The organism is Saccharicrinis sp. 156 (assembly GCF_050589685.1).
Classification (GTDB): domain Bacteria; phylum Bacteroidota; class Bacteroidia; order Bacteroidales; family Marinilabiliaceae; genus Saccharicrinis.
This window is the reverse complement of the sequence record NZ_JBNGOS010000001.1, coordinates 223,669-249,900: the sequence shown is the minus strand read 5'-3', so window position 1 is coordinate 249,900 and position 26,232 is coordinate 223,669. Positions and strand designations below refer to the sequence as shown.

Genomic DNA, 26,232 nt, shown 5'->3' with positions numbered 1-26,232 from the left:
CATAATAAACATAACAAACTGAGCATGATAAAATAAGAATTATAAAATATTAAAATCCTATAGAATGAATAATTTTGAATATTATAATCCTGTACGGGTTATTTTTGGAGCTGGAGAGATTAATAAGATTGGTGCTGAAGCAAAAAAAATCGGAAATAAAGTATGCCTGGTTTCCTATAAAAAGTTAGGCCTGTTATCATCTATTCTTAAAAAAATAGAAGAAATGCTCATTGGAGAAGGATTAGAAATTGTATCGTTTTTCGAAATAGAAGAGAACCCAGAAGTTTCAATTATTGAACAAGGAGCAGACCTATGTAAGACAGGAAATATCGATCTGATTATAGGAGTAGGAGGCGGGAGTGCTATGGACGCTGCTAAAGCCATTGCTGCAGGCGCATATTACGAAGGTGATTTGTGGAATTTGGTTTATAGTCGTCATGATGATGTTAAAGCTGTACCTCCGGAAAGTGCGCTTCCTACAATTATGGTTCCAACGCTTCCTGCAACAGGCAGTGAAATGAACCAGTGTGCAGTAGTTAGCAATAAGGCACTAAAGGAAAAATCGTATATATGGAGTCCATGTATTTACCCTCAAGTATCCATTATTGATCCGGAACTAACATTAAGTTTACCTGCCTATCAAACGGCTTGTGCTGCTGCCGACACTATCTCGCATGTACTCGAAATTTACCTGAACGGAGAAGAAGACAGTGATGTACAACATTATTTTCAAGAGGGTGTGATGCGTACGGTGATAGATAATGTTGAGAAAGTACTGGATGATCCTCAAAATATATCCGCCCGTTCACATTTGCAATGGGCTGCAACCTGCGCCATTAACGGGTGGGCTTCTCCCGGTGATGCATGGACACCGATTCATCAGGTAGGGCATGTGCTGACATCACTTTTTAAAGTTCAGCACGGAGCGTCCTTATCTATTTTAATGCCTGCATGGATGGAGGTAATGAGCACTAAAAAGGAAAATCAATATTACCGCTTTGCAACGAATGTAATGCAAGTAAAAGTGGATGGAAAAACTCAATCCCAAATAATACAAGAGGGAGTAAAAGAGTTTAAGTCATTCCTTAAAAAGATCGATGTCCCAACTTCATTGAGACAAGCTAATATTACAAAAGATAATTTACAAGATATTTTGGATGGCGTAGTTAAGGTTAGCTTTGGTAATGATGGGATATTAGCTTGTAATCCGCCATTAAGTAAGCAAGATGTTATGCAGGTTCTGGAAACAGCATTGTAATTATAAGGGATAAAATGGATATTCATACACTAGCAAAAATGATAGACCTGAGTTGCGTTCAAGCAAACAGCTCTATAGAGGAAATTAAGGAAGTAGCAAGCTTTGCTATTAAATACAATTGCATTTGTACGTTTGCATTACCTGCTCATACGCCATTGTTGATAGATGCACTTTCTGATTATCCGGATATTAAAGTTGGCGGTGTTGTTGGCTTTCCGGCTGGAGGTTCTACTACAAAAATAAAGGTGTTGGAAGCCAAAGAGCTTTTAGGGATGGGGGTGGATGAGTTGGATATGGTCATTAATATTGCCTGGTTAAAAAGTGGGAAGTATGGTTTAGTAAAAAATGATATTCGTTCTGTTGTAGAGGCAGCCAAAGGTACTCCGGTTAAGGTTATTTTGGAGTGTCATCATTTAAACAAGGATGAAATTGTTACAGCATGTAACCTGGCGGTTGAAGCAGGGGTATCCTTTGTGAAAACCGGAACAGGATGGGCGCCTACAGGAGCCACACTCGAAAATGTTAAACTAATGAAAGATACTGTGGGTGAAGCATGTGAAGTAAAAGCAGCCGGTGGCGTTAGAGATATAGAAACATTACTTGCCATGAACAAATTGGGAACTACTCGTTTTGGTATTGGCATTCGAACTGCAAAATCCATTTTCGAAAACATGGATGAAGATAAAACAAGTATGACTAATAACTGATGGCCTATAACTTCAGCATGGAAACAAACATAATTGCCTACGACCTTGGCACCAGTGGGTGCAAAGCATCCTTATACGATGCCTCCGGAAATTGTATGGCTGACTCGTTTATAACATGCGAGACACACTATCCCCAACAAGGATGGCACGAGCAAAAACCCAAGGATTGGTGGAGTGCTGTTGTACAATCAACAAAAGTAATTCTCGCAAAGTGTAACGTTTCTGTAGGCAACATTTCAGCCATTGGTATTTCCGGTCATAGCCTGGGACTTGTTCCGTTGGATAAAGAAGGAAAATTACTGGCTTCAAGTGTCCCTATATGGTCGGATTCCCGACCGACCGAAAAGGAGCTGGAAGCATTTTTTTCTAAAATACCTGAAGAAGAGTGGTACATGATTACCGGAAATGGGTTCCCTCCGGCTTTGTACACCGTTTTTAAGCTAATGTGGTTAAAAAATAATCAGCCTGAACTTTGCAGTAAAATACATACCGTTGTTGGAACAAAAGATTACATCAATTATAAAATGACGGGTGTTGCTTCCACAGATTACTCTTATGCCTCAGGATCAGGCGTGTTTGATCTTATTAACTGGAAATATTCTAATCGTTTAATAGCGGCTAGTGGTTTACCCGCAACTATTTTTCCGAAACCGGTAGCTTCTACGGATGTTTTAGGTCAACTTTCGCAAGAAGTCGCTGATGAGTTAGGTTTACATGCAGGTGTAAAAGTCGTCGCAGGAGGTGTGGATAACTCATGTATGGCATTGGGTGCGCGATGTTTTAAAGAAGGACGTACGTACAATTCATTAGGATCGTCAGCATGGTTAGCCGTAAGTTCACAAAAGCCGCTGTTAAATCCACAATGCCGCCCGTATGTTTTTGCCCATGTAGTGCCCGGTATGTTTGCTTCTGCCACGGCAATATTTGCAGCCGGCACCAGTTTCAAATGGTTGCGGAATAATATATGCGATGAATTTATGAAGCATGAAGGTGAGTCATGGAAAATGATGACCGATCTTGCAGAAAGTGCGCCTGTTGGTTCCAATAAATTACTCTTTAATCCTAGCTTAGCCGGGGGGACAATGATGGATAAAAGTGCCCATATTAAAGGTGCTATTGTTGGTATTGATCAGTCGCATAAAAAGAGCGATATTATTAGAGCCGTTATGGAAGGAGTTGCCATGGGGCTTCGAGTGGCGTTAGATGAGTTACGCAACCTAATCTCTATTGATAATGAAATTACGGTAGTTGGAGGTGGGAGTAAAAGTGATTTTTGGCGACAATTATATGCTGATATTTATAACGCAAAGATTATAAAAACCAATATCGACCAACAGGCAGCAGCGTTGGGTGCCGCAGCTTTAGCGGCTGTAGGTACCGGGATCTGGAGCGATTTTTCTATCATTGATAAAATTCATCAAACAGAAAGTGTTGAAGTGCCTCAAGTACAGGATAACAAAAAATACGAAAAAATCCTGCCTGTTTATAAACAACTATCTGATTATCTGTCGGAAGTTGGCGATGTTCTTAACGGTTTAAAACTGTGAGATGGTATTTGACATGGTTGAACTATTGGTTGCTTTTACAGCAAGCAGGGATTTTTGGGAAAGCGGCATCAAAGAAAAATAGATGGTTTCCTTCTGATTCGGGTTGTTGGGTTCATTATCAATCCGAACCAATTATGCTACTTATTCCTGTAATAGCAGGTGGTTTTCCGGCTGCCTATTTTACACAGATACCCCATGCTGCATCGGCGTTACCGTAGGCTTTGTAACCTTTTTGTTTATATTTAGCAGCTCGGATTTAAAGTGCCGGTTAAACCCGGATTATGTATTGGAGGTTCGTCATGAGCATTGCAAGTGCCATAAAACAAGGCATTACTGAAACGAGGCATCACTTGTCCTGATTACTTTCGGGAGCATCGTTCTGGTGAGTTGAAGTGATGCAACGAAGTGCCTTGTTTTAAAGTAATTTCAATGTGTCATAGAATTTCTAATGCATATTGCGGGTTAAATATCTTATTTCGCTTTCATCATCTATGCTGACCCTTGTTGCCGGATTTGTTGGAATGGCATGAAAGCAGGAAATTTGTGAATTTTCCGGATTATTATATTGTAAAGCAACATTGTATCTAGGTGATATTATCTGGATACTAGTTTATTATGGAATGGATACGAATTGTAAAATAGATATATCAAAGATTAAACTAGCAGGTAGAACAGAATTTTATGTCAACGCAAGTGCTGATTCTGCTATGTCCTTAAATGATGGCACAAAAAGAACTATTGAAGAGTTCAATCTATCACCCATCAATCATTTTATTTTAGGAATAGGTACTTCTTCTTCATCTACTTCTAAAGAAAGTTCAAAACAAGCTCAGCCTTTAACATGGTTAACTGGGAATAGAAATGATTCAAAGGGGATTATTTTCTCTCAACTTACAGCAGTTCAGGATATTTCTTTAAAGCCAATATCTTTCAAGGGTCAAATTGTTGGTAATTGCTATGAAGACGATTATGCCAGGTATATTCGTTTGGTTGGTTTGTTACCTGATGACCTTTCTGAGAATCGCGAGAATCAGACATTATCACTACTTAATAATATGAGAGATTGTTTGGTAGAGCAAGGAATGACTTTTCAGCATGTGATAAGAACTTGGTTTTACTTAGACGACTTGCTAGAATGGTACGGTGATTTTAATGTGTGGCGTACCCACTTTTTTCATCGAGAAAAGGTTTTCGATGGTCTAGTTCCTGCAAGTACCGGAATAGGAACGGCAAACCATTGTGGAGCAGAAATTATTGGAGATCTGATTGCGGTATTACCTAAATCTGATGAACTTATAATAGAAAGGGCTAAATCACCGTTACAAGGATCGGCAATGGACTATAAAAGTTCGTTTAGTCGGGGTGTTGAAATAAAGTTGCCAGGTTGTAATACATTGTATATTTCTGGGACAGCGAGTATCGATAAGGCCGGAGAAACATTGTTTTTAGATGATGCCGAAAAACAGATTAAGATGACGATGGAAGTTGTTACTGAAATGCTTAATGTCGCCAATATGAATTGGAGAGATGTTAAGCGCGGAATCGCTTATTTTAAACATGGTGACTATGTGCCGTATTTCATTAAGTATTGTGAGGGTCATAAAATAAATCACTCTCCGATAGCCATATTTATTGCCGATGTTTGTCGCGATGATTTACTATTCGAGATTGAAGTTGATTCGGTTCAGTTAGGCTGTTAAAAAGCAACTAACGCCAATATGTTAACGATAATTTGAATTATTTTTTTTGCAGGCGAGCATCTTTACGGTATCCTCCAAGTACGGACTGCGACATCAGCAACGCAGCTTGGAATCCACTTGTTGAAAACGATGAAAGGACAGAAAGCTGTTTGAGCGCAGCAAGTTCTTTCTGTCCCATCGTCGAGACATTATTGGGTAAGCGAGTGGTGCAGTCGGCGGACTTTTTTGTTTACTTTTTTGGCTGCAGAAAAAAATGTAAAAGCCTCTCCGGCTAAAGGAGAGCGTAGAGGTTTCAAGTTATAGAGTTGTAGCCATCCGTGCAGCTCACCGTCCTCGTGTCGCTATAGCTTTATCGGAAGCACAAGGGCTTTTGCCGCCGTGGGAAACGTAGTACTTTACCTCTACAACAGTTCGTTAAAGTATCGTATAAAATGCTGAATATCAGCAAAGTAAGTAGCTAATTTACTTGTTTAAACCCTTGATAATCAGTATCTTAATGGTGAATTCTGACAACATCATTAAGGATGACTATCAAGGGAAATAATATTTATAAAACACACATAGAGAGCGTGTTATCAAAAATGCCAAATATCAACAATTGGAGGAAAGAGTTTGTAACAGAGACCCTTATCCTATTTTTATGCATAAAAGGGCGCTTTAACTTTCTGCAGTTGGGGCGCTTTGGTAAGCATAAGGAGCAAAGATACCGACAACAATTTGAAAAACCATTCGACTTTCTAACTTTCAACAAAGAATTAACGCTTTCTCACGGAAGCGGCCGGTATGTCATTGCTTTTGATCCTTCATATATTAGCAAATCAGGCAAACACACACCTGGTGCCGGCTATTTTTGGTCCGGGTGCGCCAATCGTGCCAAATGGGGGCTTGAAATTGGAGGTTTGGCCGCAATTGACATTGACAACCATACGGCCTTTCATTTAGAGGCTGTCCAGACGATGGCCGGTAAAGAACAGTCGCTTTCGGACTGGTATGCCGATATTATTACCAGGCGCAAAACACAGCTGCTTGGGCTATCTTCATACCTGGTGGCCGATGCATGGTTTGCAAAACGTACGTTTGTTGACCAGGTAACAAATGCCGATATGCACTTAATTAGCAGGCTAAGGGACGATGCCCATTTGCGGTACCTGCATCAGGGTGAGCCAACGGGCAAGCGTGGAAGACCCAAAAAATATGACGGGAAAGTCGATAACAGCAATATCGACTTGAGACACTTTGAGCTTGTGTCAAAAGACCAGCGGGCTGTAATCCATAGTGCCATTGTATATTCCATATCCTTAAAACGCAGCATAAAGGTTGTGCATGCTTTTTATTGCAACGAAAAGGGCAAGCAGGTTTATTAACTTTATTTCTCAACAGATATCAATATGGCTGCTTCCGATATCCTGAAGTTTTATCAAAGCCGTTTCCAAATCGAGTTTCTTTACCGGGACGGAAAACAGCATACAGGCTTAAATGATTGTCAAGCCAGAAGCAGAAACAAATTGGATTTTCACTTTAACGCTTCGCTGACAGCCATTAACCTTGCCAAGGTCGCCCACTGGTTGAGCATACCCAAAGAGCTTAGAAAATCATTTTCGATGACAGACATCAAAACAATAAACCACAATGCCTTACAGTTGAATTTGTTTTTTGACAAGTTCGGTATTAACCCACACTTGCCTAAAAATAAAAAGAAGGCAAGGGAACTATTACATTACGGAACTATTGCCGCTTAAAAGTTTAACGAAGTATTGTCACCTATATGTTCACTGAAATCCAATAAAAGAATTTTATCTGAAATTTTTGACAAAGAGATTTACAACTTTATGAATGGAGATTATTGAGGTTTAACCTGTTCTTTGACAATTTTTTTGGATATACATACAAAAAGATAACGATAGTTAATTATATGGATATCAAATACTAAGTAATTATTATTGGATAGGTATTATTGTTTTGCATCGTTATATAAAATAAAATTCCTTGAGAACAGCATGGGTAGAATTGGCTGCTTATTTTATTGATGAAACATACGGAGTTATCTTGAATGTCCGACGGTCTGAGACAAAGCTACATATATCAATCAAAGAATAGTTTTTACCGAACAATAGCTAAGGGTGTAAAATATAGTATTTATCGCGCTATTGAATGTTGTGTAGCTTGGCTGCAACATCAATCAGCCAAATATGGAGCGCTGGCTGCTAATGGGGAGTATAATTACTAAGCGGTAGTATTGTAAATTTTAAAGCATCATATAGGATCAAGATGTACCTTATAAAGCAGTTGTTATACATTAAATGAATAGTGCTATATTTAAGCGATATATTTAAGCAAAAGTTGAGTCTGTTGATATGTCTAAAGCTCAAAATTGCTTTTTTGCACATTCTCAACTTTATGAAAGGCAAAATGAAGAAAAAGAGCTTTCTAATTGTAATACTTCTCTATGTTGGAATAAACAGTGTTTTGTCCAACAATGTAATATCAGGAAATAAACGAATAGAAAAGTTTTTAAACGAACAGGGTTTCTTCCAGAATACTATCTCTGCAATTGTATCCGATAAACTCGGTTACTTATGGATTGCCACACCTAATGGATTGGTTCGGTACGATGGTTATTCCTTTGAATATTTTTACCACGATTCTCGTAATTCCGCATCTATCCCAGGTAACAAAATTAAAAATCTACTGAATGATTCCGAGGGAAAACTTTGGATTGGAACAGATCAGGGGCTTTGTATTTACCTTGTTGATAAAGAGCAATTTATTCCGATTAATTACGATGTGAAAAATGTTGCGTTTATAAAGGAAGATGCTCAGAAAAAAATTTGGGTAGGTAAAGGCTCAAGTATACATGTTTTTAATACAAAAACCCTAGCATTGGAAACACAAAATCCTGATGTAAGAATTAATCTTAAGGAAGAATTGGGCGGTGGAGAGATTTTAGATATTGAGTTTCTCGAAGATTCAGTGTTGTTATTAAATACACCTTCAGCCATATATAAAGTTACTTATAGCGGAACTAAAGCTTTTACCTATGCTGTTCAAAAGCTTTTATTTGATTATGAGGGAAATGGCATAAACAAAATAATTAAAAGAGATAATACCGTTTGGATAGGTACAGAAAATGGATTATATCAGGCCTTGCTTGAAGAAACCAGGCTCACTACAATACGTCGTTTTTTTTACTCAACTATTCAAGAACATGTTAATTCAATTGATGTTCTGACTTTATTTTCCGATAAGGAGAAGAATTTGTGGATTGGAACAAAACACGATGGAATACTAAAATATGATAGTAAAAGCGAGAATTTTATTTCGTACGAATTTGATTCAAAACACATTTTTGGATTAACCAGTAACCGCATCAACTGTTTTTATGAAGATGAATTTGGAGTAATTTGGATTGGTACTGCTCAAGGAGGGTTAAATAAACTAGATAAATATCAAAAATCATTTCAAAATTATTCCCATAATCCATATGATAGTCAATCTCTATCAAGCAATTTAATTACTAATATAGTAGAAGATAAAGCGGGGCATATCTGGATTTCGTTTTTTGATGATGTGATATGCCGTACAACAAATGAAGAAGATATAAGTGGAGGGCATAAACTAAAATTTAAAAGACTCGAACATCAACTTGACGTTTTAAAAAACAAAATAGTTGTAAAGCTATATCAGGACTTTAAAGGGTATTGGTGGATTGGTACTCAGGAAGGTTTGTATTTTTTTGATGATAAAAAGGAAAGGCTTAGTCAGGTCTTAGTAAAAACTAGTGGTCAGATATTCTCACCTATAGGTAACAGGGTCATTACACATGTTAGTCCAAACAAAATTATAATAGGGGGACGTCAGGTTTTTTTGCTCGATGATCCCTGGAGATGGATAATTAGTAATGAACCTATCCCTGTAAATTCTGCTTTGTTTGACATAGAAAAAGGCAATTCTGTGAATGATTTTAAAGAAGATGGACTGGGCAATTTATGGTTTGGATCGCAGAATGGTATTTTTCGTATTCAAAAACAAGATAATGAGTTTGTTTTAAAAGATCACCTGAATACCAATAGCGCTAATGAAAACCTTCAGCTCAGTCATAACCAAATATTTTGTATTCATAAAAGCCGCAATAGAAATATTTGGGTAGGATCTTTTGGTGGTGGCTTAATGAAAATTCAGTTAAACCCTGCTGGAGAACCGGAGAAGATAAAAACTTACCATGAGAAAGATGGCCTTCCCGATGAAGTGATTTATGGAATTTTAGAAGATGCTGATGGAAAACTTTGGATGAGCACCGATATGGGGATATGTTGTTTTGATCCCCTAGTTGAAAAATTTGAGGTTTTTGATGTTAACGATGGAATTTTGAATTATAATTTCCGACAGGCATCTTGTTATAAAACAGAAAAAGGGATGATGTTGATGGGAGGCTTAAATGGATTAACTGTTTTTAATCCTGAACAAATAACAAAAAACAAGATATCACCTAAGGTTTTAATTTCAAGGTTAAAAATAAATGATCAACTTATTATTGCGGGTAAAAAATATCACAATAAAATTCTCCTTGATAATTCAATTTCCAATACCAAAAAATTGATATTAGATCATCACAATAGAAATATTTCGTTAGATATTGTTGTTCAGCATTATTCGGCTCCACAGAAAAATACGATATCGTATATTTTGGAAGGTGTTAACAAAGATTGGATTGAAGTAGATGGAGGAAAAGCGACTGCAACCTATACGAATTTAAATGCTGGTACCTACCGATTTTTATATAAAGGAGCCAATTGTGATGGTATTTGGACCGAGAAATCTGGGGAGCTATTTGTCAGAATACTAGCTCCCTGGTATATGCGTTGGTGGAGTTTGGCTATCTGGGGTACAATAATATTGTTGCTAATATATGTGGTGTTTAGATATCTGATTAATTTAGAAAAACTCAAACAGAAATTGAATTTTGAGCAGTTAGACAAAGAACGAATACATGAAATGGATCAGGCTAAATTGCGATTTTTTACCAATATTACACATGATTTCAAAACACCATTATCGTTAATTATTGGGCCACTGGAGAAAATTGAAGAAAAACACAAACGCAAGGATAACCAAAAGTACTTTTCAATAATTCAAAATAATATCTCAAGACTTCAACGACTAATTGATCAGCTAATATCATACAGGAAAGCAGAAACAGGTCATCTTGAATTAAAGTATTCAGAAACAACACTGGGAAGTTTTATTTATCCTTTGATGGAGGCTTTTGAGGAAAATTCAAAACGGTCAAACATTAACTTTTATTATAAGGTAAATGAGCCTAACCGTCTCATTACAATAGATATTGATAATACCGAACGCATATTGTTAAATCTGTTTTCAAATGCAGTTAAATATACAAAGCAAAATGGAGAAGTGAGCATTGAAGCAGGTTTTCGTGAAGTTAATGGGAAGGAAATACTGTACTTAGAAGTGAGCGATAATGGTATAGGTATTCAGAAAGAAAAAATTGATAAGATTTTTGATCGCTTTTATCGCGGTGTTGATGATCGTGGTAGTTGGAGCGGTACTGGAATTGGTCTGGCTTTGTGCAAATCGCTTATTGAACTTATGAAGGGTAATATTTTAGTAGAGAGTACCCCTGGCAAGAAAACTGTTTTTAAAATTGAGTTGCCATGTGATGTTGCGGTAAAAGCAGATGTTATTGAGGATTTAACCCCCAAAAGGAAAATTGCTACGGATTGGTTGCCATCTGAGTTGGGCAATTCTCAAGAAAGAGTTGTTGATAATTCACTTCCTTCCGTCTTGATAGTTGATGATGAACAAGATGTTCGTTCATTCTTACAGGAAGCATTTAGCGAGACTTATAAAGTTACCTTGGCAGTTGATGGAGAAGACGGATTGAAAAAACTAAGCGAATGTCAACCACTATTGGTGATTGCTGACGTGATGATGCCAAAACTAAATGGTTTTGAGTTTTGTGAAAAATTAAAATCAGATCCCGAAACCTGCCATATCCCAGTTATTTTGCTTACTGCGCTTGATGATGATACCAAGATGATGGAAGGACTAGAATTAGGAGCTGATGATTTTATACGAAAACCATTTTCAATAAAACATTTGGAGATTCGTGTAAAGAGACTCATTGAAAATAAGCAACGGATAATTGAATATTTTTCAAAAAGTCGTGTTATACCTGAAGAAGATCTTGGAATGCCGGAAAGAGATCGTCGTTTCTTGCAGAGCATTATTACTTCAATTGAAAAGAACATGTCCGATTCAACTTTTGGAGTTGAAGAATTAGCAAAATCAGCTGGGATGAGTTCTGCCCATCTATACAGAAGATTAAAACAGTTAACAGGACAAGTGCCGAATTCTTATTTGCGAAACTTCAGATTACAAAAGGCTGCCGAATTATTAAAAACGAACAAAAGTTTAAACGCTGTAGAAGTGATGTATGAGATTGGAATGGAATCACCATCATATTTCTCTACTTCATTCAAGAAATTGCACGGGGTTTCTCCTTCTGAATTCCAAAAAAATAGTTAGATCTTTAATTATTGCATCTCTTTTAACCCAATCTATGCGTTAGAAAATGAATACTTTCAAAAAGCATTGAATATTAGAGTAATACTGTAGTTTGTGTTAAACCTTATTGGTTACACAGTTTTTAACACAATACATTAGAAACTGTTTATAAATAAGTTGCAATTTGGTCTAAAACCCTAACGCATTATACGGGTTTAACCAATTGAATTGAGTTAAAATATATACACTGATACTCAAAAAGTAATTTCTGTCGTTAAATATTCCTTGATTGAATCTGAAAAAATAATTGGAATACTTCTATTTATATTTTCTACCATATAATCTGATTGTAGCTTATTGATAGTATAAGAAGTCCAAATAATACCATTCTATCAATGAAACAGATGTCTATATATACTGTTTCGATCGAATATTATAAAGAAAATACATTTAATTAATTATGATTGATCTGAGCAATAATACTCTTATGTGTGCTGATATTCAACAACTAAGCCTTTCTCTATTCCTATGTTGGAATAGAGCAAGTAATTTTATTTTTTGAGAAATAGCGTTAAAATACTTTCAATTAAATTAGCAATACAAAATCATAAATGTAGTCTTGTGCTATAAATATTAATTCTCTATAAAATTAAATCTTATGAAAAAAATCTTAACTTTTATTCTAATATTAATGGTCGTTGCTGTTTCTGCCCAAGAGCGAAACATTACCGGTAGAATAATCGACTCTACGGGCGAGCCTATTCCCGGGGGTACAGTACTTGTTAAGGGTACTTCAATAGGTACAATTAGTGATGTTGATGGTAATTACGAATTATTAAATGTAACTGACAAAAGCACATTGGTTTTTTCATTTATAGGTTATACCTCCACCGAAGTACTAGTAAATGGACAAACAGTTATTGATGTAACTTTAACTTCAGATTTAGTTGGGCTGGATGAAGTGGTGGTTATCGGTTATGGAACTGTCAGTAAAAAAGATTTGACAGGTTCAGTATCAACAGTAGATACTAAAAAGGCCTTTTTAGCACCAGCGGCTAACCCACAAAATGCTCTTCAAGGAAGAGCTGCGGGTGTTCAAGTCACTTCTTCCAGCGGGGAACCAGGTGGTGCGCCAGAAATAATAATACGCGGAGGTAACTCAATTACAGGAGGTAATTCCCCTTTATATGTAATTGATGGGTTTGTAGGAGCCGATAATATATCTTCATTGAATCCTAATGATATTGAATCCATGCAAGTATTAAAAGATGCATCTTCAACTGCAATATACGGTGCTAGGGGAACAAATGGTGTAATCATCATTACAACAAAAAAAGGAAAAGTAGGTAAGCCTGTTGTAAACCTTAGGGCTTCTACAGGTATTCAAACTTTACCAGATGAGATTGATGTTCAATCAACTTATGAATTAGCATCATGGTATAACGATATTTCTCCAGACCAAGACAATTTGCCTTTTGATCTTAATGATCTTCCGGAAACCAACACCAATTGGCAAAAAGAGTTGATAAGGCCAGCTGTTATATCAGATTATCAGATGTCTGTCACTGGAGGTAGTGAAGCTGTAAAATATTATGTTTCTGGAGGCTATCTTACCCAAGAGGGTATTGTAAAAGGATCTGGTTTTAATAGGTACAGTTTACGTTCTAACATTGATTTTAAGTTATCAAATATTTTTAAGTCGGGTGTTAATTTATCTCTTTCAAGAACTGACAAAGAAAATAATACTGTAGGTTTTACACAGTTGCTTAGAGAAGATCCATCAAAACCGGTTTATGATGAAGATGGAAATTATTATATAGGTACTAATCCTATTCTTGGGAGCCTAACGGACCATGCGTTAGCAGATGCGTTATTAAATGATGATAATACCGTTTTGGATAAAATTTTTGTCAATACGTATGTTCAAGCAGGTCTCTTTAATAATAAGCTAATTTGGAAATCTACTTTTGGAGGAGACTTTGTTTACAATAAACGTCACCGTTTTACACCTTCGACAAATCCTAGTTATATTATGAATGATAACCAATTGTCTAAGGCTGTAATTAACAGATCTAATAATGAAGAATACTTAAACGAAAACACCCTTAATTATTCTGAAACGTTTGGCGACCATTCCATAAATATTTTAGCAGGGGCTTCGTTCCAAACTCAGAATAGCGAAAGTGTTCAGATATCCGCTGCCGATATACCAAGTGATGGTGTAGGTGTAAATGCCATTCAGCTAGCACCTGCAGAAAGTGTAGCAATAACCTCTGGTTATAGTGAAACTCATCAGCTTGGTGTTTTTGGTAGAGTAGGCTACATCTATAAAGACAAATATGTCTTCAATGCATCGCTTAGAAGGGACGGTAAGTCAAGTTTAGGAATTAATCATAAGTATGAGAACTTTCCGTCTGCATCTTTTGCATGGAAAATAAAGAAAGAATCTTTTTTGAAAAATGTAGATGTTATTAGTGACCTTAAATTAAGGGTGAATTATGGTAGGACCGGAAATTCTGGAGTAAGTCCATTTGTTACAATCGCAAACTATAGCATTGATAACAATACAATTCTTGTAGACGGAGTAGCAGTTCCTGGTGTAACTCAAGGACAGATTGCAAAACCAGATCTTGGATGGGAAATTACAGATCAATATGATGCGGGTCTTGAATTTTCTTTATTTAACAGAAGACTTTCTGGGGAGATTGATGTTTACTATAAAAGAACATCAGACTTATTATTGAATGAGAACTCACTTGATTTTACAGGTTATGAAACAATACTAACAAATATTGGTGAAGTTGAGAACAAGGGTATTGATTTTAACTTAAAAGGTATAATACTTCTAACAGATGATTTACAATGGGATGCATCCCTGAATATCTCTACATTTAAAAATAAAATATTGGATTTAGGACAGAGCAGTTTTCTTTCTGTTAAGAATCTAACTGCTCCAGCTAGTGATGAAAGTAGTAGATTGATTGTTGGTCAGCCTGTTGGAGTATTTTGGGGAGCTAAATATTTAGGCTTTGACCCTGAGACAGGAGATGCTATTTTTGAAGACATAAGTGGTCCAGATGGAGTGCCTGATGGTGTATATAGTGGAGATTACGATGATCAAATTATAGGAAATGCCAATCCTGATTTTTTTGGAGGGCTGCAAACCAATGTTAAATATAAAAATTTCGATTTGGGGGCATTCTTAACCTTTAGTGTGGGCAATGAAAACTATAGTGAAGAATTTTTTCGAGTAAATGAAATAGCAGTTAATAGCATTGCTTCCATCCGTGAGGGTATGTACTCTGTAAATAATACTACCAATGCGAAGTACCCTGCATTTAACAGTTCTAATTATGACCTCTCTAGTAGTTTATATGTACAGGATGCAAGTTATTTAAGATTAAGCACCTTACAATTGGGGTATAATTTACCAAATCGTTTGATTAAAGGGATTGATAAAATTAGAGTTAGTTTTACGGGTAACAACTTATTCTTAGTTAAATCCAAAGATTATGTAGGTTTTGATCCCGATGCAAACACAGGTGCTACTGGCAAATTACAACGGGGTTTTGATGCCATAGCATACCCACAAAGTAGGTCGATTCTTATTGGAATTGATGTTAGCTTCTAATTCTAATCCTAATTTTAACTTTAAAACATTAAAAATGAAAAATAAATATATAACCAAAGTTTTGATGATTGCCTTAATGGGTATTTTCATCAGTTGTAATGATTATTTAGATGAAGATGCAAGAGGGTTATTAACCCCCGATACATTCTTCAAAAATGAGTCTGAGGCCATTTTAGCCTTAAATAAGCTAAATGAGGAAGTAGAAAGTGCAGGGTTTCTTTTCTTTTTAGGAACCGATTTAGGGGTTTCAGGTAGAATTAGTTTAGCGGCCGCACACAAGTTTGGTGCTTACGATTACGATACCAATAATAGTCGACTTAATTGGAATAGTCAATATACAGTTATTCGGGATGCTAATTTAGCCTTGGCCAGTATTGAAAGGTCGTCTTTATCTGATGAAGTAAAAGGAATGGTAACAGCTCAGGCTCTTTTCTTTAGAGCATTTCAATATATAAACCTTGCTACCACTTATGGAGATGTTCCATATATAATAGAAGAGTTAACTAATATTGAAGCAGTTTCCTTATACGGGACAACAGATGGTACTGAAATTATTTCAGACATGATTGCTGATTTAGATCAAGCTATTAAATCTGGATTTTTATCGACGGATACTTGGGGTGATAATGATGGAAGGCCTACAGTTTGGGCTGCACGTATGTTAAAAGCGCATGCTCATATTTGGCTGAAAGAATGGACTGAAGCTCGTACTGAACTTATTGAAGTGACTACTAATTCTCCGCATAAATTACATAGTGATTATGCAGATAAGTACAGAGAAGGCAATGAAGTTCATTCAGAGATTATTTTTGGCAAGCAATACTTGCAAGATATATTAAGTACTATTAATACTGTAGCACGTCCTAATTTTGCTGGTGATGCAAAAGCAAAGAAATCTTTTGCAGAAGTAGGTGTCACCAATGGATCAGCAGCCGTTACCTTAAGAAAGAGTTTTGCTAAAACTTATGATGATAATGATGCAAGAAAAATTTATAATGTGTGGGATAATTATACATTAGAAGGAAATACAGTACCTACTCAGTTCGCTTGGACCTATGTGCCAAAACTAATGGCTGGACCAGTACCTGTAAGTGATCCTTTATTTAAGGAAGAAGAAGCTAAAAATAATTCAAGTCAACCTTCCCGCATATTTTTATTGGCCGATGCCTATTTATTACTTGCTGAAGCTGAGTTTATGATTGATGGATCTTCACAAGCCGCACTTGATGCCATCAACGCAGTAAGATTAAGAACAAGCTTACCGTTATATACTTCTATAACAATTGAAGACATTCGCAATGAACGTGCTTGGGAGTTGGTTGGAGAAGGTTATTGGGGCAGAAAAAGAGATCTTATTCGTTGGGGAATATTAGATTCTACCATCCTTGGGTTGCCGGCTGCCGAAACGGCTGCAGGGGCTACTAACGAGTCTATAGCTCGTGCGCAAGCCGAGGCGGATATTATTACAAATGCTCCTACTGGGAGGTACACACAATATCCAATACCACTTGCCGAAATATTACAAAGTGAAGCTATTGGCGGGGCATTGGTTCAAAATCCTTTATGGGTTGATTAAATGGATGTTGGAATAAAATACTGAAAAAATAAATGTAAGCATTGAAAAATGCCTGACATAGATGATGATTAAGTTAGATTAAAAGCGTGTGATTTTCTTATGCGCTTTTTTTCTTCCCTTTGTTCTCAAAGCTGAATGAATTATGGTTGGTAATTATCAATGAATCATCATTGTAGCCAATTATTGATGACAGTATCGGGTTTCAATGATTGATTGACAAACTTACTTATTTTAAAATGAAAAAGATAGTTGCATTTATAATACTGATTTGCTGTGTAAGTATACTGCAGGCGCAGAACCGTAGTGGCAAAGAGAAGAATGAAAGTATGGATGAAATGTGGGGTGAAGCCACCGTTGCTGTTGATGCTTTAAAGTCGGGTCGTGGAAAATTGTTCGATGAAAGTAATTTCGGAATGTTTATTCACTGGGGCTTGTTTTCGCATTTAGGAGGCAAGTGGAATGGAAAAACCTATTATGGCATTGGCGAATGGATCATGAGTCCAAGAGTAGCAGGAATTCCACCTGAAGAGTACAAAAAGATTGCTGACGAATTTAATCCTTCGGAATTTAATGCCAAGGCTATCGCTCAGCTGGCTAAAAATGCCGGAATGAAATACATTATTATTACCAGTAAACACCACGAAGGGTTTGCAATGTTCGATTCAAAAGTCGACGATTTTAATATCGTTGATGCGAGTCCTTTTGGACGTGACCCTATGAAAGAACTTTCCGATGCCTGCCATGAAATAGGATTAGGTTTTGGATTTTATTATTCACACAATCAGGATTGGACAGCTCCTGGAGGAACCAGCGGTCCAACAACAAATGCTGATGGAACACCAGCTACTTTCGATGACTATTTTTACAGAAAGTGTAAGCCTCAGGTAAAGGAAATATGCTCCAATTATGGCAAAATTGATTTTATTTGGTTTGATACACCGGGTGGCATGAAAAAAGAACTTGTAGTTGAATTGGCTGATTTAGTAAGGGAGCTTCAACCCGAAGCCATGTTATGTAGCCGAATTGGGTTTGGATTAGGAGATTATGTAACGCATGGTGACATGGAAGTGCCATCGCGTAATTTAGATATTTTATGGGAAAGCTGTGATACCAATAATGATTCGTGGTCGTACGCTTGGTATGATAACAATTTTAAAGGACCTAAAGAAATATTACATCGACTGATTTCAACGGTTGGACGTGGAGGCACTTACCTGTTCAATATTGGACCTGATGGAACAGGAAAAGTACCAGATATCGGCGAAAAGTTCCTTATTGAAGCCGGAAAATGGATTAGTAGATATCCTCAGGTCATTTACAATGCAGGTAGTTCTCCATGGGGACATGCGCAAGCATGGGGTGATGTAACCACCAAAGGAAATTCACTATTCCTTTCTGTTTTTGACTGGCCACAAGATGGAAAACTATATTTGCCTGGAATGAAAAGTAAAATTGTTTCTGCACATTTACTTAATGGAGATGATAAATCAAAGGCTATTAATTTTAGTAAACACAATGACTGGGTTGTAATTGATGTTCCTGGTGCGCCTACAGACTCACCTGTGTCAGTGATTGAATTAAAATTAGATACAGAAGCTAAAAAAGCAAAAGCGGACACATTATTTGGTATCTATCCTAACATTAAAACTGAACTATTAACCGAATTTTCTAAAGTATCCGGGGCGAAGCAAGAATCGATTCGTTGGATGGAAAAATTTGGTGAATGGAAAAGAACAACTCAGGTAGCTCATTGGGTAGAAAATGGTAAAGCGGTGTGGACAGTTAATGTTCAGAAACCAGGTTATTACTATTTAGATTTGAATTATAAAGGAGAGGATCGTTTGGTTTGGAAAACTGAAACGGATGAAGGTGTAATTGTGCAAAACCAGCAGGCAGCTACTGAAGTATACCAATGCTATTCAATGGGCATTATCGAGTTTAAAACAGCAGGTAAACATACCATCACAGTATCTCTTGTAGAAGGTAGCTCAGAAACTTCCAGTTTAAAGTCGATTGTCATAAAACCAATTCAATAGTTATAAAAATGAATATACTCAAATCAATTTATATTATATCTGCCATAGCATTATTTCTATTTAATGGCTGTACTTCTAAAAGTCTACAAAAATCAGTAAGTAAACCCAATGTAATCCTAATTATGACAGATGATCAGGGTTATGGGGATTTAGGACATACGGGAAATCCGATTATTAAAACACGGGCTATTGATGCATTTTCAAAAGAGGCCATCAATCTTACCAACTATCATGTAGGAACCACCTGTACGCCTACTCGAGCAGGTTTACTAACCGGGCGTAATTGTAACCGCAATGGTGCATGGCATACCATTATGGGCGCATCTTCTTTAAATGGTGATGAAGTAACGATGGCCAATGTATTTCAACAAAATGGGTATAAAACCGGAATGTTTGGTAAGTGGCACCTGGGTGATAATCATCCCTCTCTTCCAAACGACAAAGGTTTTGAAGATGCTTTTTTCCTTAAAGGTGGTGGAGTTGGTCAGACTCCCGATTATTGGAACAACAATTATTTCGACGACACCTACTTTAGAAATGGAGTGCCAGAGAAAGTTAAAGGTTATTGCACCGATGTGTGGTTTGATGAAGCCATTAAATATATTGAAAACAAAAAAGATCAACCATTTTTTTGCTATTTAAGCTTAAATGCTCCTCATTCCCCATATAATGTTCCGGAAGAGTATTACAATATTTATAAAAATGAAAATACGATTTTAGAGAGCCAAAAACGCTTTTATGGGATGATTACCAATATTGATGATAATTTCTCGAAACTGCATGCAAAATTGGACGAATTGAAAATTGCAGATAATACAATCCTTATTTTCACTACCGACAATGGAACCTCCAATGGTTATAAAATAGATAAGGAAACTGGGGAAATACACGGTTATAATGCCGGAATGCGAGGAACAAAGGCAAGTGAATACGATGGAGGTCATAGAGTACCATTTATGATAAGATGGCCGAATGGAAGTTTATCCGGAGGTAAAAAATTAAATGAACTTGTTGCTCATGTTGATCTGTTGCCTACTTTAACTTCGCTAGCAGGCATTAAATTTACTTCAGAAAAAGTACTTGATGGAATAGATGTTAGCAACTGTTTAAAAAACGGTGAAAAGATAAAGCAAAGAATGCTTGTCACGGATACTCAGCGTGTTCCATGGCCTGAGAAAGGAAAACAAAGTAGTGTGATGGATGGCTCATGGCGTTTAGTAAACGGGAGTGAACTATATAATGTTAAAAACGATCCTGGTCAACAAAATAATGTGGCAGCTCAACATCCCGAACGAGTAGTTGAAATGAATAATTTCTACAACACGTGGTGGGACGATGTAATAAAGGAATCAAAATTCACTGTCATTGATTTAGGCCTTGATTCAGTTGATGTGCTTACATGTATGGATATTCATTCTACGGGTCAGTTTCCTAACTGGAATCAGGAAATGATACGTAAAGGAGCTGCCCTGCAACCGGCAAATTTTTTAGTGAATTTTACGCAGGAAGGTCATTACAAAATCAGCCTTAGCCGCTGGCCAGAAGAGAGTGGTCTTACATTAGAAAGTGAAGCTAACGATGCTGTAAAAGAAACAGCATATACCAATGCCAGAAGTAAAGGTATTGCCTTTAAATTTAAAAAAGCATTTTTAAAGATTGGAGAGAAAGAGTATTCCGTTGCAGTTGATAATACTGAAAAAGCAACATCCTTTGAAATTGAAACAGAAAAAGGCGAAAAAGACTTGACTGGATGGTTCGAAATGGAAGATGGAACCTTAACAAACGCATTTTATGTTTATGTTGAGAAATTAAACTAAACACCATGAAATTATACTTTATTTATATACTTCTCTTATCGTTTTTATACTCTGCTTATGGGCAAGAACCTTATCAGTTGGTATATGCACAAAGGGAGTTTATGCGTTTAGATAAAGATGGTGATAACGTCCTAGAACAAAAAGAAGTAAAAAATCGTTGGGAGACATTTAAAAAATTCGATTCAAATGGAGATGATGTTGTTTCTCTTGAGGAATACTCAGCTGTTGAAATCCCATATTTAAATACTTCTGGTGAAAAGAACTTAAATATTAAGTATAAATCAACTCCTGAGGAAGATTTATATTTAGATATTTATTACCCTCCTGGTAAAACCAAAAATAAAACATTCCCTGTTATGGTTTATGTACATGGAGGAGGTTGGTTTAATGGGAGTAAAGAAAATATAACTAAAAAGTATGTAAACGAAACATTCTCAAAGTTAGTAGAACAGGGGTTTGCTGTAGCTTCTGTCAATTATCGACTTACAAAATATAAATCGGTTGTAATGAGAGATTGTGTTATAGATGCTATGGATGCCATACGTTATCTATCAAAACACCATAGCACGCTTAAATTAAATACCAATAGTGTTTATGTATTAGGAGATTCTGCTGGTGGACAATTGGCGCAAATGATAACATTAGCAGATGCCTCTAATTTCGAAGGGGATAGCGAATTGTATCAGTATAAATACAAAGTAAAAGCAGGTGTATCGTGGTATGGACCATGCGACTTTACAAAAACTGAACTGTTTGAAACAAACGATCCAACAAAAAAACCGGATAGATTTCGTGGAAGAATACTCAGAAAAGAATCAGATCCATCATTAAAAGATACCTGTTTTAAGGAGATGAGTTCTATCTTTTATTTAAACCAACATAGTCCTCCATTGTATATGATGGCGGCCGAAGATGACACTACAATTCCAGTATCTCACGCTTACCATATGAAAAAAAGAGCTGATGAGATTAATGCCAATGTTGAAATATTTATTGCAAAGAATGCAGGACACAATTGGCGAAATGTAGATGGAGAAATAGATCCATCAACGGATGCGATCATACAAAAAACAGTAGATTTTTTCATAAAATATAAATAACATCATTGTCATATGAAACACTTACTTTTTATAATAGGCCTGTGTACATTAATAGTGTCAGAAAGTATTGGCCAAAAACCCAATATTATTTATCTGATGGCTGACGATCAAAATCTTTTATCTGTTGGATGCTACGGTAATACCGAAGTGTCTACGCCAAATATGGATAAGATTGGAAATCAAGGTGCCATTTTTATGAAGCATTACAATACTACATCCATATGTATGGCGAGTAGAGCCAATGTTTTTACCGGTATGTACGAGTTTAAAACAGGTACTAATTTCGATCATGGTAACATGAAACCCGAAGTTTGGGAAAAGTCATATCCTGTTTTGCTTCGCGAAGCTGGGTACTTTACTGCCTTTGCTGGAAAACTTGGTTTTGAAGTTGATGAACTGGGTTTATGTGCAGATGATTTTGATATGTGGGGAGGTGGCCCTGGTCAAACAAATTACCCAACCAAAAACAATCCCTCAATGGCTAAGTATGCTGACAAGTTTCCGCATTCGACATTGTCGTATGGTGCCTTTGGCCAGGATGTAATTCGCGAGGCAGTAAAACAAGATAAACCTTTTTGTTTGTCTATAAGTTTCAAGGCACCTCACCGCCCAGTGCAGCCTGATCCTAAATTTGACGATGTTTATGCAGGAAAGACCTTCACCAAACCAGCGAATTTTGGTCGAGAAGCAGGAGAACACATGTCTAAACAAAGTAAGCAGGGCAGGCAATATGCTCGATTTCATGGTTGGAAGTATGATACAAATTATGATGAAGTTATGGCAAAATATTATCAGCTTATTTATGGGATAGATGTTGCGGTTGGAATGATAATGGGAGAGTTGGAAAAACAAGGAATAGCCGATAATACAGTAATTATTTACACAAGCGACAATGGCTATATATGCGGATCTCATGGGTACGGATCAAAAGTTCTTCCAATGGAGGAATCATCACATGCTCCATTAATGATTTTTGATCCTCGAAGCAAAACAGCAGGTAAAAAACTTCGCTGTGCTGCCTTAACTGGAAATATTGATTTTGCTCCTACAATACTTGATTTAGCAGGACTTTCTATTCCTGAAAATATGGATGGTAAGAGTTTAGCGCCACTTTTAGATAACCCAAATCAGAATATTCACGAATATTTGGCTTTTATAAATACATGGGGAGTGGTTCCAACACAGAGTTTGTCATGTATTACAAAGGATTGGAAATATACGTATTGGTGGTATGGAGATGATGAGATAACTCCAACTGAAGAATTATATAATCTCGAAAGCGATGTTTTGGAAATGAATAATCTGTCTAAAGATCCAGAATCAGAATACGCTCTCAAGGACATGCGAAAAAAATACGATTCAATATTAAAGCATTGGAAAAAAGAGGCCGTTAGCTATAATAATTATCAGCAATATGTAACATTGTTTGATCGATCAATACCATGGGAGCAGAAAAAATTCACTAAAAGCAAAAAGACTAATGAATCAAATCATTAAAATTACAGCTATTTGTTTTGCAATATCATTAATAGTTGCAAACCTACAAGCTCAGAAGAAGAGTCAACCCAATATCATTTTTATTTTTGCTGATGATTGGGGATATGGCGATTTAAGTTGTCACGGAAGTACTTTTGTAAAAACACCAAATATCGATAAAATGGTTAGCGAAGGTGTAGATTTTGCAAATTTCACAGTAAATAGTCCTGTATGCTCTCCAAGTAGAGTTGCAGTGATGACCGGACAATTTCCTGCTCGCCAATGTATACATCAACATTTTCAGGGAGTTAAAGCTCATATCAACAGAGGTATGCCCGATTGGATGGATGTAAATGGTATTTCTATGCCTAGAGAATTTCAAAAAGCTGGATATACAACAGCCCATTTTGGTAAATGGCATCTAGGCGCTAGTCCCGATGGGCCTTCTGAAGATAAATATGGCTACGATGAGTTTGCTACTTTTAACGGCTCTCGAATCAACGAAATACCTAAAGATGGATCGGTAGGTGTTGATTATGCCGAAGAATTCATTAAGAAGAATAAAGACAAACCATTTTTTATCAACTTATGGTTACATGAAGCACATACTGCTCATTATCCCTTGGAGAAATTTATGGATGAATTTGGAAATTTAGATGAACAGAAACAAGTTTATGCATCTATAATTGCTGAAGGCGATGAAGCTGTGGGGAGAATTATAACATTATTGAAACAATTAGATATTGATAAGAATACATTGGTTGTATTTTCAACAGATAATGGTCCTGAGTGGGAAGGTACAGTAGCCGATAAAATACATAAAGAAGGTCCTGGACTTGGGAAATACTATTCTGTAGGTGAAACAGGTGGATTAAAAGGCCAAAAACGTTCTTTATTTGCCGGTGGAATTCGAGTTCCATTTGTTGTTAGGTGGCCAGAAATGGTTCCAATGGGAGTTGAAGATAAAAACGCTGTAATTACAGCAGTAGATTTATTACCTACATTTTATGAAGCGGCAGGAATTGATATTCCTAAAGATTGGAAACTCGATGGAGAAAGTGTTTTATCAGCATTTAAAGGCGAAAAATTTGAAAGATCCAAACCTATATTCTGGGAATGGAAAGGTGGCGAGAAAAATGAATTTACTTGGCCAACACTTGGTGTTAGATACGGTGATTGGAAATTAGTGGTGGATGTTAGTCGCGATAGAAAGGAGTTATATAACTTATCTGACGATTGGGCCGAAAAGAATGATCTATCAGACAGCAATCCTAAAAAATTAGAAGAGCTTTCTCAATTAATTGAAGAATGGAAACAATCATTGCCTACAGAGCCAAAACCTAGCTGTTTATCCAGTGTCAGATCTAAAGCAAAAAATAAAAAAGCAAAATAATGATGAACAAGATAATTATATTCCTATTCGCCACATTTTTACTTAGTTGTCAGGCTAAGGACACAAAGAGCTGGGAGCAAATGAATGCCTCAAAAGCAAACGCAAAAGAGGCATTTAATGATGCCAAGTATGGTATGTTTATTCATTGGGGACTATATTCTATTCCAGCCGGTACATGGAAAGGGAAAAAGATGGAAGAACTACGAGGACCTCGAGTAGCTGAATGGATTCAATATGGAGCGCAAATACCGCGCAACGAGTATGCTCAGCTTGCCCAAGAATTTAATCCAACAGAGTTTGATGCAGATGCCATTGCTAAATTAGCCTATGATGCCGGCATGAAATATCTAGTAATTACATCGAAACATCATGATGGTTTTGCTATGTACGATTCCAAAGTTAGTGAATACGATATTATGGATGCAAGTCCTTACCAAAAAGATATTGTTCAGGAATTGTACGATGCCTGTAAAAAGTATGGAATTGATTTCGGTTTGTATTATTCGCATAACATCGATTGGATGGATGGAAATGATTGTGGTTATGAAGAGCTAGTAGCTAGTGGTTTACCTATTAGTGATAGAGCAAAGCGCAAGGCTGGTATGAATTCTTGGGATCCTAGCCCAAATACTTTTACCGAATATTTAGAATCAAAAGCCTATCCGCAAGTAAAAGAGATTTTAACCAAATTCCCAGATATGACCACACTGTGGTACGATTACGATCGTTATATCACTCCCGAGCAGAGTATGAATTTTTATCAGTTGGCCTATGATTTACAACCAAATATGCTGGTTAATTCAAGAGTAGGTCATGACTTGGGCGATTTCGATATTCCAGGGGATAATAAAATTCCTGAAGATCATTTATCTATTACTAAACCATGGCAAACAGTGGGTACCACTAATAATTCATGGGGATACAAATCGTATGATGATGATTGGAAATCAGTAAAGGAACTTTTGTTCTGGCTGACCGAAATTGTTAGTAAAGGAGGAAACTACATGCTAAATATTGGTCCAAAGGCGTCAGGTGAAGTACCTCAAGAATCAATAGATAATTTATTGGAAGTTGGTAAATGGTTAAAAGTAAATGGTGAGGCTATTTATAATACACGCAAATGGGAAGTTACTCACGAGGGGCCAACAAAGCTGGACATGTCGGGAACGCACACTCGTGCTGCAGAAGGTTTTAAAGCCGAATTTACATCAGAAGATTTTTGGTTCACTCAAAAAGACAACAACTTATACTTGATTGCATTTGAATATCCCGAAGATAAAATATTGGTTAAAAGTTTAACTAAAGATGCTGTAGGTGAAGTAAAAAACTTACAGTTATTAGGTAGTGAGACAAAATTGAAGTGGAAACAAACAAACGAAGGATTAGAGGTAACCATTGGTGGTGAGAAAATAAATCCGAATGGTTATTCTTTAAAAGTAAGCCTTTAATATTTGAGATAAAACGAA

General features: G+C 36.6%; 16 protein-coding genes and 1 pseudogene. 16 read left to right on the top strand and 1 reads right to left on the bottom strand.

Annotated elements, in window-relative coordinates; translation table 11 throughout:
• The first annotated feature begins 64 nt into the window (after window positions 1–64).
• The 4 genes from ACRD64_RS00770 to ACRD64_RS00755 all read left to right on the top strand — a co-directional run bounded on the left by ACRD64_RS00770 (window position 65) and on the right by ACRD64_RS00755 (window position 5,212).
• Complete coding sequence (locus ACRD64_RS00770) at window positions 65–1,258, top strand: iron-containing alcohol dehydrogenase (RefSeq protein WP_430931235.1); 1,194 nt, start codon at window positions 65–67, stop codon at window positions 1,256–1,258.
• A 14-nt stretch (window positions 1,259–1,272) separates the two neighbouring features.
• On the top strand, window positions 1,273–1,965 hold the full coding sequence (gene deoC / locus ACRD64_RS00765) for a deoxyribose-phosphate aldolase (RefSeq protein WP_430931234.1): 693 nt from the start codon (window positions 1,273–1,275) through the stop codon (window positions 1,963–1,965).
• Between the two features lie 17 nt (window positions 1,966–1,982).
• Complete coding sequence (locus tag ACRD64_RS00760; RefSeq protein ID WP_430931233.1) at window positions 1,983–3,512, top strand: xylulokinase; 1,530 nt, start codon at window positions 1,983–1,985, stop codon at window positions 3,510–3,512.
• Between the two features lie 620 nt (window positions 3,513–4,132).
• Window positions 4,133–5,212, top strand: coding sequence for a hypothetical protein (locus ACRD64_RS00755; protein WP_430931232.1), 1,080 nt, complete (start codon window positions 4,133–4,135; stop codon window positions 5,210–5,212).
• Window positions 5,213–5,249: 37 nt separating this feature from the next.
• Here ACRD64_RS00755 and ACRD64_RS00750 read toward each other — a convergent pair whose 3' ends face one another.
• Complete coding sequence (locus ACRD64_RS00750; protein WP_430931231.1) at window positions 5,250–5,390, bottom strand: hypothetical protein; 141 nt, start codon at window positions 5,388–5,390, stop codon at window positions 5,250–5,252.
• 346 nt (window positions 5,391–5,736) lie between these two features.
• Here ACRD64_RS00750 and ACRD64_RS00745 point away from each other — a divergent pair, with 346 nt between their 5' ends.
• From ACRD64_RS00745 to ACRD64_RS00690, 12 genes and pseudogenes are all read left to right on the top strand, one after another.
• Window positions 5,737–6,576: a hypothetical protein gene (locus ACRD64_RS00745; protein ID WP_430931230.1), complete on the top strand. Its 840-nt coding sequence runs from the start codon at window positions 5,737–5,739 to the stop codon at window positions 6,574–6,576.
• A 24-nt stretch (window positions 6,577–6,600) separates the two neighbouring features.
• Window positions 6,601–6,951: a hypothetical protein gene (locus tag ACRD64_RS00740; RefSeq protein WP_430931229.1), complete on the top strand. Its 351-nt coding sequence runs from the start codon at window positions 6,601–6,603 to the stop codon at window positions 6,949–6,951.
• 658 nt (window positions 6,952–7,609) lie between these two features.
• Window positions 7,610–7,933: pseudogene (locus tag ACRD64_RS00735) on the top strand (two-component regulator propeller domain-containing protein); the annotation flags it as partial.
• A gap of 63 nt (window positions 7,934–7,996) precedes the next feature.
• Window positions 7,997–11,758 carry a two-component regulator propeller domain-containing protein gene (locus ACRD64_RS00730; protein WP_430931254.1) on the top strand — a complete coding sequence of 1,254 codons (3,762 nt, stop codon included), beginning with the start codon at window positions 7,997–7,999 and terminating at the stop codon, window positions 11,756–11,758.
• 637 nt (window positions 11,759–12,395) lie between these two features.
• The gene (locus tag ACRD64_RS00725; RefSeq protein WP_430931228.1) at window positions 12,396–15,368 is read left to right on the top strand and encodes a SusC/RagA family TonB-linked outer membrane protein; all 2,973 of its coding nucleotides are present in this window, start codon (window positions 12,396–12,398) and stop codon (window positions 15,366–15,368) included.
• A 34-nt stretch (window positions 15,369–15,402) separates the two neighbouring features.
• Window positions 15,403–16,944, top strand: a complete 1,542-nt coding sequence (locus ACRD64_RS00720) for a RagB/SusD family nutrient uptake outer membrane protein (protein WP_430931227.1) — start codon at window positions 15,403–15,405, stop codon at window positions 16,942–16,944.
• A 236-nt stretch (window positions 16,945–17,180) separates the two neighbouring features.
• A complete protein-coding gene (locus ACRD64_RS00715) occupies window positions 17,181–18,980 on the top strand; it encodes an alpha-L-fucosidase (protein ID WP_430931226.1) in 1,800 nt (599 codons plus the stop codon).
• Window positions 18,981–18,988: 8 nt separating this feature from the next.
• On the top strand, window positions 18,989–20,797 hold the full coding sequence (locus tag ACRD64_RS00710; protein WP_430931225.1) for an arylsulfatase: 1,809 nt from the start codon (window positions 18,989–18,991) through the stop codon (window positions 20,795–20,797).
• A gap of 5 nt (window positions 20,798–20,802) precedes the next feature.
• A complete protein-coding gene (locus ACRD64_RS00705; RefSeq protein WP_430931224.1) occupies window positions 20,803–21,897 on the top strand; it encodes an alpha/beta hydrolase fold domain-containing protein in 1,095 nt (364 codons plus the stop codon).
• 12 nt (window positions 21,898–21,909) lie between these two features.
• Window positions 21,910–23,394, top strand: coding sequence for a sulfatase family protein (locus tag ACRD64_RS00700; RefSeq protein ID WP_430931223.1), 1,485 nt, complete (start codon window positions 21,910–21,912; stop codon window positions 23,392–23,394).
• Window positions 23,378–24,766, top strand: coding sequence for a sulfatase family protein (locus tag ACRD64_RS00695; protein ID WP_430931222.1), 1,389 nt, complete (start codon window positions 23,378–23,380; stop codon window positions 24,764–24,766). Before ACRD64_RS00700 ends, ACRD64_RS00695 begins: the two co-directional genes overlap by 17 nt.
• Window positions 24,766–26,214, top strand: a complete 1,449-nt coding sequence (locus tag ACRD64_RS00690; protein WP_430931221.1) for an alpha-L-fucosidase — start codon at window positions 24,766–24,768, stop codon at window positions 26,212–26,214. The genes ACRD64_RS00695 and ACRD64_RS00690 overlap by 1 nt, the downstream gene beginning before the upstream one ends.
• The last annotated feature ends 18 nt before the right edge of the window (window positions 26,215–26,232 follow it).

Excerpts from the sequence above, each read along its gene's own strand:
- ACRD64_RS00695 (WP_430931222.1), top strand. The coding sequence starts at position 23,378 with ATGAATCAAATCATTAAAATTACAGCTATTTGTTTTGCAATATCATTA.
- ACRD64_RS00690 (WP_430931221.1), top strand. The coding sequence starts at position 24,766 with ATGATGAACAAGATAATTATATTCCTATTCGCCACATTTTTACTTAGT.
- ACRD64_RS00725 (WP_430931228.1), top strand. The coding sequence starts at position 12,396 with ATGAAAAAAATCTTAACTTTTATTCTAATATTAATGGTCGTTGCTGTT.
- ACRD64_RS00710 (WP_430931225.1), top strand. The coding sequence starts at position 18,989 with ATGAATATACTCAAATCAATTTATATTATATCTGCCATAGCATTATTT.
- ACRD64_RS00750 (WP_430931231.1), bottom strand. The coding sequence starts at position 5,390 with ATGGGACAGAAAGAACTTGCTGCGCTCAAACAGCTTTCTGTCCTTTCA.
- ACRD64_RS00760 (WP_430931233.1), top strand. The coding sequence starts at position 1,983 with ATGGAAACAAACATAATTGCCTACGACCTTGGCACCAGTGGGTGCAAA.
- ACRD64_RS00705 (WP_430931224.1), top strand. The coding sequence starts at position 20,803 with ATGAAATTATACTTTATTTATATACTTCTCTTATCGTTTTTATACTCT.
- ACRD64_RS00700 (WP_430931223.1), top strand. The coding sequence starts at position 21,910 with ATGAAACACTTACTTTTTATAATAGGCCTGTGTACATTAATAGTGTCA.
- ACRD64_RS00720 (WP_430931227.1), top strand. The coding sequence starts at position 15,403 with ATGAAAAATAAATATATAACCAAAGTTTTGATGATTGCCTTAATGGGT.
- ACRD64_RS00745 (WP_430931230.1), top strand. The coding sequence starts at position 5,737 with ATGACTATCAAGGGAAATAATATTTATAAAACACACATAGAGAGCGTG.
- ACRD64_RS00740 (WP_430931229.1), top strand. The coding sequence starts at position 6,601 with ATGGCTGCTTCCGATATCCTGAAGTTTTATCAAAGCCGTTTCCAAATC.
- ACRD64_RS00755 (WP_430931232.1), top strand. The coding sequence starts at position 4,133 with ATGGATACGAATTGTAAAATAGATATATCAAAGATTAAACTAGCAGGT.
- ACRD64_RS00715 (WP_430931226.1), top strand. The coding sequence starts at position 17,181 with ATGAAAAAGATAGTTGCATTTATAATACTGATTTGCTGTGTAAGTATA.
- ACRD64_RS00770 (WP_430931235.1), top strand. The coding sequence starts at position 65 with ATGAATAATTTTGAATATTATAATCCTGTACGGGTTATTTTTGGAGCT.
- deoC (WP_430931234.1), top strand. The coding sequence starts at position 1,273 with ATGGATATTCATACACTAGCAAAAATGATAGACCTGAGTTGCGTTCAA.